Here is a 15,666-nt window from a genome sequence, read left to right on the forward strand (position 1 = left end):
CGTTCCTGGGTCAGACCCCGCATGGGGTCTGACCCCTTGCCACAACACATCAATTGATCTTGATGTTGCGTTCCTTGATCACCTTGGTCCAGTTCGCGGATTCCGCGTCCATGGCCTTCTTGAACTCGGCGGGGGTGTTGCCGACGGCGGTCATGCCTTGATCTTCGAGGCGTTTCTTGATGTCCGGCATGGCCAGGACTTTCGCGGTGTCTTTCTGAATCTTGTCCACGATTTCCTTGGGCATGCCTTTGGGCCCAACGAAGGCGAACCAGCCCGAGTTCTCGAAGCCGGGGACGCCGGCCTCGGACACGGTGGGCAGGTCGGGCAGCATCTTCGCGCGCGTCTTGCTGGTGACGGCCAGGGCGTTGAGCCGGTCGGCCTGCGCCAGCGGCGTGACGGCGCCGATGTTGCCGACGATGAAGTCGATCTGGCCGGCCATCAAGTCCGTATAGGCGGCCGCCTCGCCGCGATAAGGCACGTGCGTGACGTCGATCTTGGACGCATAGGCGAAGTTCTCGCCCGCCATATGGACCTGGCTGCCCAGGCCGGCCGAGCCCATGTTCAGCGTCTTCGGATTCTTCTTGGCCAGGTCGATCAGCTCTTGCAGCGTCTTCACCGGGAGCTTCTTGGCCGTGACCACCACCATCGGGCCTTCCGCCACATTGGTAATGAGCTCGAAGTCTTTGTTGACGTCGAACGGCAGGTTCTTGTACAGATGCGGGTTGACGGTCAGGATGCTGCCGGATGCCAGTAGTATGGTGTGCCCGTCGGGATTGGCCTTGGCGACGATGGCAGCGCCGATGTTGCCGCCGGCGCCCAGCTTGTTCTCGATGACGACGGTCTGTTTCCAGAGTTCACTCAGCTTGGCGCCGATGAGGCGCCCGACGACGTCGGTGGTGCCGCCTGGGGAAAAGGGGATGATGATGGTGACCGGCCCGGTTGGCCAGCTTGCGGCGGTAGCGGGAGCGGTCAGGCCGGTGGCAAAAGCGGTGGCGGCGAGCAACAGGGCGGCCCGTCGCAATGGTCGAAAGCGATGTTGCATGAAAGTCTCCAATTGTGTTTATACATACTGAGTGCTGCCAAGAGTTGCGTTGTTGCGGGAAAGAACGAGGGGTCGGACCCCGTGCGGGGTCCGACCCCGAATCGAAACGGGATGCGACCCGACATGGGATTTCGGGGTCCGACCCCAAACCAGGTTCGCCAGAAAGAACGGGGTCAGACCCCGCATGAGGTCTGACCCCAGCGGACTGGGTGGAAACATCAAGATCAGGTCACCGAGATACCGGCGCTCTTGATGATGTCGCGCCAGCGCTTGACCTCGCTTTCCAGGTGCTGCTTGAATTCCGCCGGATTGCGGGGTTGAGGAATGAAGCCGAGCTTGATCATGGAGTCGCGCATGCTGGGCTGGTTGACCTGGGCCACGATGGCCGTGCCGATCTTCTGCACGATGTCGTCCGGCGTGCCGGCCGGCGCGAGCACGCCCGTCAGGTTCTCGACGATCAGGTCCGGCATGCCGGCCTCGGCGACCGTGGGCACATCGGGAAGATCGGGGCTGCGTTTCGTGGTGGTGACGGCCAGCGCGCGCAGGGCACCGCTTTTCACATGCGACAGAGACTCCGGGTAGTTCGAGAAGATGACGTCCAGGTGTCCGCCCATGAGATCCGTGAGCGACGGAGCGCCGCCTTTGTATGGGATGTGGACCAGCTTGTTGCCGGTCAGGCGCTGGTACAGGGCCAGGGTAAGGTGCGGGGGCGTGCCATTGCCGCTGGAGCCCGCGTTCAAAGTACGGGCCTTCGCGGCCTTGTCCAGGTCGGCCATGGTCTTGATGTCGCTTTTGGCGTTCACGACCACCATCATCGACGAGGCGGCCAGGCCCGCCACGGGAACCAGATCCTTCAGAAGGTCATAGCCGGCGCGGCCTTCGAACAGCGTTGCGTTGGAGGCATGGGTGAGCGTGATGGCCAGCCAGGTATAGCCGTCGGGGGTGGACCGGGCCACATGGGCGGCGCCGATGTTGGCGCTGCCGCCGGCCTTGTTTTCGACGACGACGTTCCAGCCATGGGCGTCGGACAAGGTCTTGGCCACCGCGCGGGCGGCGACGTCGGTCAGCCCGCCGGGCGCAAACGGCACGACATAGTTGATGGGACGGCCGGGCCAGCCGTCGGCGGCCGCCGCCAGGACGGCCCCGGGCAGCAAGCCGCCCAGGCCTGCCGCGCCCGCAGCCTGCAGCAGCTTGCGGCGCACGGGATTAGCACAGTGCGGGGAAGAATTGGGTTTCATGTCTCTACCTCCTTTGTGGGTTCTAATTGTGATGGGGTCAGACCCGAGTTGTAGCGGGGCTGGGGTCAGACCCCGTACGGGGTCTGACCCCCTTGACCTCGAGTTTTGCGCAAGGCCGGAGTCAGACCCCGCACGGGGTCTGACCCCTTGGCCCCCCTTAATCCTCCATCAAGCGCTTTCGAACAGGCGCGTCAGTACGAATTCACGATGGCCCAGGGCCTCGGCGGCGGTCCAGCGGCCGTTGGCGGTGGCCAGCATGCATTCCAGCAGCTTGTCGCCGGCTTGGCTGAGATCGATCTCGCGTTGCAGCAGGCCGGAGGTGTCGACGTCGATGTGCTCCGACATGGTGCGCACCGTGCGCGGATTGGCGCAGATCTTGATCACGGGCAGGATGGGGTTGCCGATGACGTTGCCCTGGCCGGTGGGGAAGAAGTGCACGGCATAGCCGGAAGCTGCGCACAGGGTGACCATCTCGGCCGCCGCCGACGACGAATCCATAAACCACAAGCCGCTGCTGGTCGGGGTTTCGGCCTTGTCCAGCACGCCGTCCACCTTGCACACCTTGCCGATCTTCTGGATATTGCCTAGCGCTTTTTCCTCGATGGTGGTCAGCCCGCCCGCGATATTGCCCTTGGTGGGCTGGGATTCGGACAGGTCGCTGGTCTTCCAGCGGTTGATCATGTCCTGATAGCGATTGAACATGAACATGAAGCGCTCGCGCACCTGGTCGTTCGCGCAGCGCTCGGCCACGATGTGCTCGCCGCCCGTCAGTTCCGACGTTTCACCGAAGACCAGAGTGGTGCCCAGCGGATAGAGCTTGTCGAACGCATTGCCCACGGTGGGGTTGGCGCCACAGCCCGAGGTCGTGTCGGATTCGCCGCACTTGGTCGACACCCAGAGGTCGCTGATGGGGCATTCCTCGCGGCTGAGGCCGGTGGCGTAGTGAACGAACTCCTTGGCCTTCCGCGAAGCGCGCAGGATGGTGTCGTGGTCGCCGTGCAGTTCGATGCCGAATCCGGCCACGGGCTTGCCGGTGGCGGCAATGGCGTCCACCACGCGCTTGGTCCAGCCTTCTTCGATGCCGATGACGATGACCGCCGCGACGTTCGGGTTGCTGCCGGTACCGATCAGCGTGCGGAAATGCAGTTCCAGGTCTTCGCCGAATTGCAGGCGGCCGTAGGGATGCGGCAAGGCCATCGTGCCCTTGATGTTGTTGGCGACGGCTTCGGCGGCCGCGTTGGAAATGTCGTCGACCGGAAGGATGATGACGTGGTTGCGCACACCGACGCGTCCGTTGTCGCGGCGATACCCCATGAACGTGGTGTTGGCGGAAATGACAGCCATGTTGAAACTCCTTATTGACCTATGGATATATGGGGTGAAGCGCTTACCAGCGTTTGGTTTTGATGTTCTGTACGTGGGCGTGGTCGCCGGCCTTGATTGGCGCCACGACCTTGCCGATGTCGATGCCGTATTTGTAGACGGTGTCGCCCACGGCCATGTCTTTCAGGGCGACCTTGTGGCCGATGGGGATGTCTTGCTGGGCTTTTACATGGATGAGCTTGTCTTCATCCATGATCCAGGCGGTGAGCTCTGTGCCCGCTTTGATGTCTTCCACAACGGCGACGGCGACCGTGTCCTTGGAGTCGTGCAATACGGCATGAATCATTTTTTTCCTCTCTATAAAAAACCGCCGGCGCGGCGTGTGGGAGTGGCCGGTCGGCACCGTGTGTAAGCAATATTATTCGTGCATAACATCCATGTCAAGCATATCATATAGATGATTGATATGAGGTATCATTTACACTGTGCGGTCTACAGTCATTTGCCATGGTTCCTACCTTGTCCCAGCTCAGTCCTACCGGTGTGCCTCTTTACGAACAGGTCAAGCGCGCGGTGCTGGCCGCGCTGGCGGCGGGCGAATGGAAGCAGGGCGAGGCCATCCCCCCTGAAAAGCTCCTTTCCGAGCGCTTTGGCGTCTCCATCGGCACGCTGCGCAAGGCCATCGACGAACTGGTCATGGAAAACATTCTCGTCCGGCATCAGGGGCGGGGCACATTCGTGGCCATCCATTCGCAGAACCAGCATTTCTTCAAGTTCTTCCGCATCGTCCGGCAGGACGGCGAAAAAGCGTATCCCGCCACCGAGCTTCAACGTTTCCGGCACATCGCCGCCAGTGAAGAGGTCCGCGAAAAACTGCATCTGTCGCCGGGCTCCAAGGTGTTCGAGTTCGTCAACGCGCTGTCCCTGCATGGCGAAAAAGTCATCGTCGACACCATCTGCGTCTCCGACGTGATGTTCCGGGGGTTGACGAAAGACCAGCTGCGCGACCGTCCCAGCACGCTCTACAGCTTTTACCAGCAGATGTTCGGCATCAACGTCATCGCCACCGACGAACGGGTACGCATCGCGGTGGCCGACGCCGATCACGCCGGCCTGCTCAACGTCGACGAGGGCACGCCCTTGCTCGAACTGCGCCGCGTGGCCTATTCCTTTCACCAGACCCCGGTGGAATGGCGCGTTTCAAAAGTCGATACGCGGCGCTATGAATATATCGGCCAGGAACATTTGCTGGGGGGTCAGACCCCGTACGGGGTCTGACCCCTTAGCATTTTGTCCCGGGGTCAGACCCAAGTGGGTCTGACCCCATCCCCATCAACGTGGGGTCTGACCCCGAATGGGGTCCGACCCCCAGGCCCTTTCATCGCACGGGGTCAGACCCTTATCTCGCAACACCCGGGGTCAGACCCCGTATGGGGTCTGACCCCTCAAGCCGCTTCACTCAACTCAAATCATATAGATCATTTAGTTGACATCGTCGCAAAGTCGCGGATACGATTTGGCTCATCACGAGGAGCCTATATGAGAATCATTATTTCGGAATTCATGGACACGGCGGCGGTTACCCAGCTGCAGAACGACTTCGACGTCGTCTACGATCCTGCGCTGGTCGACAAGCCGGACGAATTGCATGCGGCGGTAGCCGATGCGCAAGGCCTGATCGTGCGCAATCGCACTCAGGTCAGCGCGCAGCTGCTGGCGGCCGCGCCCGCGCTGAAGGTCGTGGGGCGCCTGGGTGTCGGGCTGGACAACATCGACATGAAGGCCTGCGCCGATCGGGACATCAAGGTCATCCCGGCCACGGGTGCCAATTCCCGCGCCGTGGCCGAATATGTGATCGCTTCGGCCATGATGCTGCTGCGCGGCGGCTTTCTTTCCACCGCTGATGTCGCGCGGGGCGACTGGCCGCGCGCGCGCCTGTCCGAAGGACGCGAGTGCGGCGAAAAAATACTCGGCCTGGTCGGATTCGGCGGCATCGGCAGGCTGACAGCCAGCCTGGCGCAAGGCCTGGGATTCACCGTCGTCGCCTATGACCCCGGCATCCCGGGCAGCGCGCCCGTATGGGCGGAAACCGGCGTCCGGCAACTGTCTCTGGACGACTTGCTGGCCCAGGCCCACGTCGTCAGCCTGCATGTGCCCCTGATAGAAAGCACACGCAATCTCTTCGACGCGACGACCCTCGCCAAGATGCGGACGGACGCCGTGCTCATCAACACCGCGCGCGGCGGCATCGTCGACGAATCAGCTCTGGCCGATGCGCTCCGGGCAGGTCGGCTCGGCGGCGCAGCGCTCGACGTCTTCGGACAGGAACCGCTCAAGACCGACAACGCCTTTGCCGACGTCCCCAACCTCATCCTGACCCCGCACATCGCCGGCGTGACCGCCGAGTCCAACCAACGCGTCAGCCAGATGATCGCTGATGAAGTCGGCGGATGCCTGAAGGGCCAGGCCCCGCGGGTCTGATCCCGAGCGAAAACAAAGCAGGGGTCGGACCCCATACGGGGTCCGACCCCTTTGACCCGAACGTCGAAGCTGGGGCCAGACCCCACGGGTCTGACCCCGTGAACCAAACAGCAAATCGGGGTCAGACCCCATGCGGGGTCTGACCCCTTAACCAAACAAGAGGCAAACAAAATGGCGTTGCACACAATCGATTCACTCGTCCTGCGGGTGGCCAAGGCGCTGGAAAAAGCCGGCGCGTCGAACGACATGGCGCTCAGCACCGCGCGGTCGCTGGTCGCCGCCGAAGCGCAGGGCATGGGATCGCATGGCTTGTCGCGCGTGGGACAGTATGCGTCCCACCTGCGCAGCGGGCGCGTCAACGGAGCCGCCGTGCCTGCCATCCGCGCCGAACGCGGGGCCGGCGTGCTGATCGACGCGGACGAAGGCCTGGCATTTCCCGCCTGCGAACTGGCCGTCCAGGAAGCCATCGCCCGCGCGCGCGAATACGCCATCGGCTTCGCCGGCGTGACGCGCAGCCACCACTTTGGTGTCGCGGCGCTGCATCTGGAGGCCGCCGCCGAAGCCGGCATGGTGGCCTTCGCATTCAGCAATTCGCCCGCCGCCATGCCGGCGCCGGGCGGCACGCGCGCCCTGTTCGGCACCAACCCGATCGCCGTCGTCTTCCCGCGCCGCGACGGCACCGCCGTCAGCATCGACTTGTCGCTGTCCGAGGTCGCGCGGGGCAAGCTCATGGTGGCGGCGCGCGAGGGCCGCGACATCCCGCTGGGCTGGGCGCTGGACAAGGACGGCAAGCCCACCACCGACCCCAAGGCGGGGCTGGACGGCATGATGTGCCCCGCCGGCGGAGTCAAAGGGGCGATGCTCGCCCTGATGGTCGAACTGCTCTGCGTATCGCTGACCGGCGCCGCCTTCGGCTTCGAAGCGGACTCCTTCTTCAGCGCGGAGGGCAACCGCCCGCACATAGGCCACGTATTCCTGGCCATCGACCCATCAGCACTGGCCGGCAACGAGGTTTATTTCGAACGCGTCGAAACGCTGATGGAAGCCATGCTTGCCGATGAAGAGGTGCGGATACCGGGCGCGCGCCGCGCCCAGCTTGCCGCGCGGTCCGCGGCAAATGGCGTGGAGGTGCCAGACTCCGTGATTCAGGAACTGGATGGCTGACCGCAGGGCGCCGATGTGGCTTGCTGAATATACATGGCGCCCGCCAGCGGCTTGGGCTGTGGCGATGTGATGGGGTCAGACCCCATGCGGGGTCTGACCCCTCAGTCCTGGGCCGTCCAATCAGAGCTGACCGTGTTCAGTGATCAAAAAGCAGTCCAGAATGCTTAAGGTAGTGCCATTCAGGGCTGATCCGAACCGAAGGCCTCCACCCAATGCGCGGTCGAGGCATCGTGATTCGGATCGATGGCCGACTCGCCCGCGAGTTCGGCGGTGATGCCTTTGGCCAGCACCTTTCCGTATTCCACGCCCCATTGATCGAAGGGATTGATGCCCCATACCACGCCCTGCACGAAGATCTTGTGCTCGTACAAGGCCAGCAAGGCGCCCAGCGTATAGGGAGAAAGTCTGGGAAGGACGATCAGTGTGGACGGCCGCCCGCCCGGGTGCACGCGATGCCGCGCCAGCCATTGGGCCTGGTCCGGATCCATGCCGCCGGCCAGGCATTCCGCCAGGGCGTCATCGTACGACTTGCCCTTGAGCAGGGCTTCGCGCTGCGCCAGGCAATTCGCCAGCAGGCTGCGATGATGATCGGGCCAGCCGTGGTCGGCATGCTGGCATACGATGAAATCCACCGGCGCGCCTTCGCTGCCCTGATGCAGCCATTGGAAAAAGGTATGTTGCGCATCGGTACCCGGCATGCCCCATACCGCCGGCCCGGTGGGCACGCCGACGGCTTCCCCTGCCAGGTTGACCGACTTGCCCAGTGATTCCATTTCCAGCTGCTGAATATAGGGCACGAAATTGGACAGGCGAAAATCATAGGGCGCAATGTTCAAGGATCCATAGCCCAGCACGCTGCGATTGACGATTCCGGCCAGCGCCAGCTGGATCGGCGCATTCTCTTCCAGCGGAGCCTGCTGGAAATGGGCGTCCATTGCGGCCGCGCCGGCTTGCATGCCGGCCACCACGTCGACGTTCACCGCAAGCGCCGTGGTCAGGCTCACCGCCGACCACAGGGAAAACCGGCCGCCGACCCAGTCCCAAAGCTTGAAGATGTGGGCATCCGCAATGCCCCAGGCACGCGCCACGTCGGGGCGCGCCGTGATCGCGACGACTTGATCGTAGGGGTTCGCGACGCCGGACGCCTGCAGCCATTCCAGGGCGCGGCGCCCGTTTTGCAGCGTCTCGGCCGTGGTGAAGGACTTGGAGGCAAGCACGATCAAGGTGTCGTGGGGATCCAGCCCGGCCAAGCCACCCTGGATCGCATGCCCGTCGATATTGGCCACGAAGTGCACGTTGCGCCAGGTTCCCGCATAGCCGAATGCGCCCACAGCCAGGCGCACGCCCCAGTCGCTGCCGCCGATCCCGATGTGCACGATGTTGCGCCAACGGCGCTCGGAGTCGGCCTGCCGCACGAATTCGTTCAGCCGCCGGCGCTCGGCGGCGATCTCTTCAATGGGGGCGGGTGTGCGCAGGCTGGTGTGCCAGGCGGCGCGGTTCTCGGTGACGTTGGCGATGCCGCCGTCGAGCAGCCGCTGGCGCATGTCCGGAAAGTGGCGCGCGTCGAGCAGGGCGTTGGCCGCCGCGCTCAGTTCGCCCGAGCAGACCTGGCCGCTGATGTCCATCTGGATCCCGGCGGCGTCGATCAGCCGTAGTTTTTTCGTATCGATGGCAGCGCTTTTGGCGGCGCCGCAGAATGCAGCCCATTCGGGCAATTCGGACAAGGGCCGCGATTCCGGCGATCCGGACGCGACGCCAGGCAACGATGGACTGACCACAGGCATTCCTTGAAAGTGAACGTTGTGGTCGATTGTACGGCTAGCGGGGCGGATTAACGGCGACGACGCGTAACAGCGCCGACGGGGCGTCCTGCAATGTGGCGGAAGGTGATGCGACCCTTGCTGAGGTCGTAGGGAGACATTTCCAGCGAGACCTTGTCGCCGGCGAGGATGCGAATGTGGTGTTTGCGCATTTTGCCGCCGGTGTACGCGACGACGGGGTGTCCGTTATCAAGCGTGACGCGAAAGCGGGAATCGGGCAACACTTCGGTAACGAGTCCAGACATTTCAATCAATTCTTCTTTGGCCATGGATCTATCCTCATAAAAACATAAAAAAAGCACCGGGCCGGACGAGCGAAAGCATCCGGACAAACCGCGTTGCGGTCGATGGCGATAAGTGCTTCGTGACGCCAAGTTGGCGTTTTTGCTGCGCTTCGGGGAAGCGTGTATGGAGCAACCAGCGGCGCGTTATTGCTGCGCATGCTGGTGACGTGAAAGGTGGCGAGGCCGCGAAATGCGGGCGAGGGCCTGTGTTCAGCAAGTCGATGATATCACAGCATTACTATCAGGTCGAGCTTTTTTCAATAGGCGTTATTCCTAGGGGCGAAGCTCTGTACACGGTCCGACCGTAGCAACGAATATATCTGTTATTAACAAATATCAAAAAAAGCAGCGCCGGTCGGCGCGGCGCACGAAGGAGACAAACCCCGTGCAGCAGACAGCGGATTACGATGTCGTGGTCATCGGTTCCGGCGCATCGGGCATGGCGGCGGCTGTAACGGCCGCGGCCAACGGCCTGAACATCCTCGTGATCGAGAAAGAGGCTCAGTTCGGCGGTACCACCGCGCGCTCGGGCGGATGGCTCTGGATACCGGGGACGCGCTTGGCCAAAGAGCAAGCCATCGTCGAGCCCGACGGCGCCGCGCTTGGATATCTGCGACACGAAGCCACCACGCATTTCGATGCCGAGAAAGTCGGCGCGTTCCTGAAATATGGCCCCGAGGCCGTCGATTTCTTCACGCGCGAGACCGTCGTGCAGTTCGACATGCCGGCGGTGTTTCCCGACTACCATGCCGAAGCGCCCGGCGGCCAGCAGGGCGGCCGCTCCATGGTCACGCGGCCCTTCGACGGCAGGGCGCTCGGCGACGAGATCGAATATCTCGCGCCGCCGCTGCCCGAACTCACCGTGTTCGGCATGATGCTCGGCTCGGGCAAGGAGATTCTGCATTTCATGCGGGCTTTCCGCTCGATTCCTTCCTTTCTGTTCGTATGCCGCCGGCTGGGCCGGCACTGGCTGGACGTCAGCCGCCATGGCCGCGGCATGACACTGACCAATGGCAATGCGCTGGCGGGGCGTTTGCGCCGTGCCGCCATGGACCTCGACATCCCCTTGTGGCGGTCGACCCGCGCGCTGGGGCTGATTACCGAACAGGGCAGGGTCGTAGGCGTGCGGATAGAGCGCGAGGGCCGGCAAAGCACGCTGCGCGCACGGCGCGGCGTCGTGCTGGCCTGCGGCGGTTTTCCTCATGACATCGAGCGGCGCAAGGCCTTGTTTCCGCACGCGCCCACCGGGCATGAGCACCATACCCCATCGCCGCCCGGCAATACCGGCGATGGGCTGCGCATGGCCGAAGATGTGGGGGGATGGGTGGATACGACCATTCCGCACGCCGCCGCGTGGGTGCCCACTTCAGTGGTCAAGCGCGACGATGGCTCGCAAGGGGTGATGCCGCATTTCATCGACAGGGCGAAACCCGGCGTGATCGCGGTGACCGGGCGGGGCAAGCGCTTCACCAATGAAGGAAACTCGTATCACGATTTCGTACAGGACATGGTTGCCGCCTGCCGGGCGGCCGGCCAGGCCGAGGTCAGCGCCTGGCTGCTCTGCAGCCACAAGACCTTGCGGCGCTATGGTCTTGGCTGCGTGGCGCCGTTTCCCGTTCCTTACGGCAAATATTTGCGCAATGGCTATCTGAAGCGCGGCGCCACCCTGGCCGGCCTGGCCGAGGAGATCGGCGTCGAACCAGCGGCGCTGCAATCGACCGTCGAAGAATACGACCGGCATGCCGCCAAGGGCAAGGATCCTTTGTTCAACAAAGGCTCGAAAGCCTACAACCGTTACCAGGGTGATGCCACCCACCTGCCCAACCCATGCCTTGCGCCATTGGGCCAGGGTCCGTATTACGCCATCAGGCTTGTCGTGGGCGATATCGGCACCTTCGCCGGCCTGACAACGGACGGCCTGTCGCGCGTGCTCGACAAGCAACGGCGTCCCATCCCGGGCCTGTACGCCGTCGGCAACGACATCGCCAGCATCATGGGCGGCAACTACCCCGGCGCCGGCATCACCCTGGGTCCGGCGTTGACCTTCGGCTACATCGCCGGCAAGCACCTCGCCCAAGCGTCGGAGGGGTCAGACCCCAGCAAACGCAGAAGAGCGGGATCAGGTCCCAGCCACAGAAGAGCGGGATCAGACCCCAGCCACAGAAGAGCGGGATCAGACCCCAGCCACAGAAGAACGGGGTCAGACCCCGCATGGGGTCTGACCCCATGACCACACCACCATCCAGGAGACAACATGCCCCAGCTCGAACTGAAGTCCGCATTCAAGAAAACCGTCGTGGCGGGGGCGCTGAGCCTAGCCGCGCTGTCCCTGCCCCTGCAGGCCGGGGCGCAGACCAAGCGCCTCGACCTGCAGAGCGTCTTCTCTCTGCAGGTGCCGTCCATCGGCGCCAGCCCGGTCAAATGGGCCGAGCGCGTGGCGCTCATGACTAATAACGAAATCCAGATCAAGGTGCATGGCGCCGGCGAATTCGTGCCGCCCTTCGAGGTATTCGGCGCGGTCTCCAATGGCTCCATCCCCATGGGCTTCGACTGGATCGGCTATTGGTCGGGCACGATACCCGTGGCCAACCTGATCGGCTCCATGCCTTTCGGGCCGGATCCCACACTGTTCCTGGGTTGGATGTTCAAGGGCGGGGGCCTGGAAATCATCCAGAAGGCCTACGATCCGCATAACGTCAAAATTATTCCCTGCCATCTGGTGGCGCCCGAGGCGGGTGGATGGTTCAACAAGGAAATCAAATCCGTCGACGATCTGAAAGGCCTGAAGATGCGTATCGCGGGCCTGGGAGCGAAGACGATGGAGCGCCTGGGCGCGACCGTGCAACTGGTGCCCGCCGGCGAAATTTTCGTCTCGCTCGAGCGCGGCCGCATCGACGCGGCAGAATTCGCGACACCGCAGCTGGACCTGGGCCTGGGCCTGCAGAAGATCGCCAAGTACTACTATTTCCCGGGCTGGCACCAGCCGTCCAGCTGGGACAGCATCATCATCAACAAGAAAGTATGGGACTCGTTCACCGAGAAGCAGCAGAAGGCCATGACCGAAGCCTGCTACGCCAATATCACTTACAACAACTACGATCAGATGGGCGCGCAGATCGATGCCATCGAAACCATCGAAAAGGCGGGCGTGAAAATCGAGCGTTTCCCGGAGCCGGTCTTGAAGGCTCTGCAGGAAACCGCGCAGCAGGTCATGCAGCAGGAAGCCGAGAAAGATCCGCTTTTCAAGGAAGCCTATGAATCGCTGACCGCCTACATCAAGCGCGTGGGCCGCTGGACCGACCTGCAATCGCTGCCACGCCTTAACTGATCATGGTCCGCTTCCTGAAAGCCGTGGAAAGCGGCTGCGCGTGGTTCGGCAAGGCGGCGGCCTGGACAGTGCCGCTGCTGGTGCTGGGCACCTGCCTGACCATCCTCATGGTGCAATTGCGCATGAACGTATTGGTCGAATGGGACGCGCGGCTGCCTCTGTTCGGCGAGCACCTCAGCCTGAGCAATCTCACCGAACTGCAGTGGCACCTGTTCGCCGTCATGACCATGCTGGGCGGCGTCTACGCCCTTCACGACAACAGCCACGTCTGCGTCGATTTCCTGGCCTGCCGCTTCAGTCCGCGCACGCGCGCGATCGTCACCTTGCTTGGCGACCTGCTCCTGTTGCTGCCCTTCACGGTCATCATGACCTTGTATGCCTGGGACTACATGATGTCTGCCTTCCATTCGGGCGAAGGCTCATCCTACGGCGGTTTGTCGGATCGCTGGATCATCAAGGCATTCCTGCCCCTGGGCTTCGGACTGCTGGTGGTATTTGGCGTTGCCCGGGTGCTGCGCATCGGCATCCAGTTGTCGACTTCTTCCTTCATTCCGGAAGCTTCGGCCGCGCCGCGAAGGGTTGAAGAATGATGTATTTCTGGCCTTTGCTCATGTGCGTTGCCCTGCTGGCCGGTATCTTTACCGGCTACCCCGTGGCGTTCGTCCTGGCAGGCATCGGTGTTGCGGCGGCCGTGCTGGCCGACGTTCCCATGCTGTTCTTGTCGACTGGCGTGTCGCGCATCTTTTCCGGAGTACTCAGCAATTGGCTGCTGATCGCCGTGCCCCTGTTCGTGTTCATGGGCCTCATGCTTGAGAAATCCGGCATCGCCCAGCGCCTCTTGCGGTCGTTGGCGGGGATACTTGGTCCATTGCCCGGCGGCTACGCCTTCGCCGTCACCATCATCGGCATCGTCATGGCGGCGTCGACCGGGATCATCGGCGCGTCCGTCGTGCTGATGGGCGTGTTGGCGCTGCCCATCATGCTGGAAAGCCGCTATGACCCGCGCTTGGCCACAGGGGTGATCGCAGCAACCGGCACGCTGGGAATTCTGATCCCGCCCAGCATCATGCTGGTGATTCTGGGCGACACCATGCGTATCTCGGTGGGCGATCTGTTCGCAGGAGCGCTGTTTCCGGGCCTGCTACTGGGCGGCCTGTACATCGCCTACCTGATCGTGCTGGCCGTTTTTCGTCCACAGGCCATGCCGCCATTGCCCAAGTCGGAGCACGTGGATGTCTCGGTGGCCATCATACGGTTGTGCCGAGACCTGCTCGCACCGCTGCTGCTCATCATTGCCGTGCTGGGCTCCATCATTGCAGGGGTCGCCACGCCTACCGAGGCGGCCGCGCTCGGCGCGCTCGGCGCCTTCCTGCTGGCACTGTTCTCGCGCGAGCTGACGTTTCGGCAGTTCGTCGACGTGATCCGGGACACCACCAAGACTACCGCCATGATCATGTTCGTGATGGTGGGCGCCACCATCTTCAGCGTGATCTTCCGCAAGCTTGGCGGCGACGTGATGATCGAGGACATGCTGGGCGTGAGCAGCGGCGAGGCCAATCCGTACTGGGTCATGTTCCTGATCATGTTCTTCGTGTTCATTCTGGGCATGTTCCTGGACTGGGTCGAGATCACCTTCATTGTCATTCCGATCGTGGCGCCCATCATCGCAGGACTGGACTTCGGCATGCCGTCCGAACAGGCCATGCTGTGGTTCGCCATCCTGTTCGCCGTCAACCTGCAGACCTCATTCCTGACGCCGCCATTCGGCTACGCCCTGTTCTACATCAAAGGCATCGCCCCGCCCAGCGTCTCCACCCGCATGATCTACCTGGGCATCATCCCCTTCGTGATTTTGCAGCTGCTGGGCCTGTTGCTGACCGTACTCTTCCCGGAACTCGTCCTTTGGCTGCCCGGTAGAATGTTCGGCACGTGATGGTCAGGAATGAGGGGGCAGACCCTGGGGGGACAGACCCCATGCGGGGTCTGTCCCCTTCTTCCGCTTGGCCGGGGGTCAGACCCCGTATTGGGTCTGACCCCAACACCGCCGCCACCGGGGTCTGACCCCTCCCAACCCTGGTATATTCACCCAAACGCCACAACATCCAGAATCCCGATAACATGAACCCACCCTACAGCAGCGTCACCTGCGTCGTCACGGGCGGCAGCAACGGCATCGGCCGCGCCATCTTGCATGAGCTTGCCGCCAAAGGCGCGACGGTCATCAACATAGACCGGTCGCTGCCCGACTGGGCACTGGACAAGGTCCACCATTACCAGGCCGACTTGACCGACGCCGCCGATACGGCGCGCGCGGCCGGTGAAATTTCCGCCCGCTTCCGGGTGACCGCGCTCGTCAATAATGTCGGCGCCACGCGGCCGGGCAGCGTGGAGTCTGCCAATGCGGAAGACCTGCGCATCGTTACCGCCCTGCATATCGAAACGCCGCTGAAACTGGTTCAGCACTTCCTGCCGACCCTCAAAGACTGCGGCCAAGGCAGGATCGTGAACATCTCATCGCGCGCCGCGCTTGGCAAGCACGATCGCCTGGTCTATTCCACGACCAAGGCCGGCATGGTGGGGATGATGCGCACCCTGGCCATGGAGCTGGGCCAGCACGGCATCACTGTCAATGCCATCGGCCCCGGCCCCATCGATACCGAGCTGTTCCGCGTCAGCAACCCGGCAGGCGCACCGTCCACCCAGCGCATCATCGACAGCATCGCCGTCAAGCGGCTGGGCACGCCCGAGGATGTCGCTCGCCTGGCTTCCTTCCTGATCTCCCCCGAAAACGGATTCGTCACCGGGCAGATGATCTACGTCTGCGGCGGCACTACGCTGGGAGTCGCGCCGGTCTAGCGGGCTGGGGGGGCAGACCCATTGGGTCTGACCTCAAAAACCGCAGCCGGGGGTCAGACCCCGTACGGGGTCTGACCCCACAGAGCGCTGATAAACCCCCTGTTTTTTAGTTAAGGGGTTTATCGGCTCG

Annotated in this window: 14 protein-coding genes; 8 read left to right on the forward strand and 6 right to left on the reverse strand. The window is 63.0% G+C overall.

What is annotated here, in order from left to right; genetic code table 11:
* Positions 1-49: 49 nt before the first annotated feature.
* From ACSBPU_RS01240 to ACSBPU_RS01255, 4 genes are all read right to left on the reverse strand, one after another.
* A complete protein-coding gene (locus ACSBPU_RS01240; protein ID WP_442594849.1) occupies positions 50-1,042 on the reverse strand; it encodes a Bug family tripartite tricarboxylate transporter substrate binding protein in 993 nt (330 codons plus the stop codon).
* A 224-nt stretch (positions 1,043-1,266) separates the two neighbouring features.
* The gene (locus ACSBPU_RS01245) at positions 1,267-2,280 is read right to left on the reverse strand and encodes a Bug family tripartite tricarboxylate transporter substrate binding protein (RefSeq protein ID WP_442594851.1); all 1,014 of its coding nucleotides are present in this window, start codon (positions 2,278-2,280) and stop codon (positions 1,267-1,269) included.
* 168 nt (positions 2,281-2,448) lie between these two features.
* A complete protein-coding gene (locus ACSBPU_RS01250) occupies positions 2,449-3,624 on the reverse strand; it encodes a UxaA family hydrolase (RefSeq protein WP_442594853.1) in 1,176 nt (391 codons plus the stop codon).
* Positions 3,625-3,667: 43 nt separating this feature from the next.
* Complete coding sequence (locus ACSBPU_RS01255; protein ID WP_180071206.1) at positions 3,668-3,949, reverse strand: SAF domain-containing protein; 282 nt, start codon at positions 3,947-3,949, stop codon at positions 3,668-3,670.
* A gap of 161 nt (positions 3,950-4,110) precedes the next feature.
* On the opposite strand from ACSBPU_RS01255, the gene ACSBPU_RS01260 reads away from it, so the two are divergent.
* The 3 genes from ACSBPU_RS01260 (at position 4,111) to ACSBPU_RS01270 (ending at position 7,248) form a co-directional block, all read left to right on the forward strand.
* On the forward strand, positions 4,111-4,881 hold the full coding sequence (locus ACSBPU_RS01260; protein WP_442594855.1) for a GntR family transcriptional regulator: 771 nt from the start codon (positions 4,111-4,113) through the stop codon (positions 4,879-4,881).
* 261 nt (positions 4,882-5,142) lie between these two features.
* On the forward strand, positions 5,143-6,084 hold the full coding sequence (locus ACSBPU_RS01265) for a hydroxyacid dehydrogenase (protein ID WP_442594857.1): 942 nt from the start codon (positions 5,143-5,145) through the stop codon (positions 6,082-6,084).
* A 171-nt stretch (positions 6,085-6,255) separates the two neighbouring features.
* Complete coding sequence (locus ACSBPU_RS01270) at positions 6,256-7,248, forward strand: Ldh family oxidoreductase (protein WP_442594859.1); 993 nt, start codon at positions 6,256-6,258, stop codon at positions 7,246-7,248.
* A gap of 179 nt (positions 7,249-7,427) precedes the next feature.
* On the opposite strand, the gene pgi is transcribed toward ACSBPU_RS01270, so the two are convergent.
* Together pgi and infA are read right to left on the reverse strand one after the other, a co-directional pair.
* Positions 7,428-9,032: a glucose-6-phosphate isomerase gene (gene pgi, locus ACSBPU_RS01275; protein WP_442594861.1), complete on the reverse strand. Its 1,605-nt coding sequence runs from the start codon at positions 9,030-9,032 to the stop codon at positions 7,428-7,430.
* A 47-nt stretch (positions 9,033-9,079) separates the two neighbouring features.
* The gene (gene infA, locus ACSBPU_RS01280) at positions 9,080-9,337 is read right to left on the reverse strand and encodes a translation initiation factor IF-1 (RefSeq protein WP_442594863.1); all 258 of its coding nucleotides are present in this window, start codon (positions 9,335-9,337) and stop codon (positions 9,080-9,082) included.
* A gap of 454 nt (positions 9,338-9,791) precedes the next feature.
* Here infA and ACSBPU_RS01285 point away from each other — a divergent pair, with 454 nt between their 5' ends.
* From ACSBPU_RS01285 to ACSBPU_RS01305, 5 genes are all read left to right on the forward strand, one after another.
* Positions 9,792-11,582 carry an FAD-binding protein gene (locus ACSBPU_RS01285; RefSeq protein WP_442598497.1) on the forward strand — a complete coding sequence of 597 codons (1,791 nt, stop codon included), beginning with the start codon at positions 9,792-9,794 and terminating at the stop codon, positions 11,580-11,582.
* Positions 11,583-11,606: 24 nt separating this feature from the next.
* A complete protein-coding gene (locus ACSBPU_RS01290) occupies positions 11,607-12,680 on the forward strand; it encodes a TRAP transporter substrate-binding protein (RefSeq protein WP_442594865.1) in 1,074 nt (357 codons plus the stop codon).
* A gap of 2 nt (positions 12,681-12,682) precedes the next feature.
* Positions 12,683-13,270, forward strand: a complete 588-nt coding sequence (locus ACSBPU_RS01295; RefSeq protein WP_442594867.1) for a TRAP transporter small permease subunit — start codon at positions 12,683-12,685, stop codon at positions 13,268-13,270.
* Complete coding sequence (locus ACSBPU_RS01300; RefSeq protein WP_442594869.1) at positions 13,267-14,613, forward strand: TRAP transporter large permease; 1,347 nt, start codon at positions 13,267-13,269, stop codon at positions 14,611-14,613. The genes ACSBPU_RS01295 and ACSBPU_RS01300 overlap by 4 nt, the downstream gene beginning before the upstream one ends.
* A gap of 185 nt (positions 14,614-14,798) precedes the next feature.
* Entirely contained in the window at positions 14,799-15,536 is a 738-nt protein-coding gene (locus tag ACSBPU_RS01305) for an SDR family oxidoreductase (RefSeq protein WP_442594871.1), read from the forward strand.
* The last annotated feature ends 130 nt before the right edge of the window (positions 15,537-15,666 follow it).

The organism is Parapusillimonas sp. JC17 (genome assembly GCF_052180245.1).
Taxonomy (GTDB): domain Bacteria; phylum Pseudomonadota; class Gammaproteobacteria; order Burkholderiales; family Burkholderiaceae_B; genus Parapusillimonas.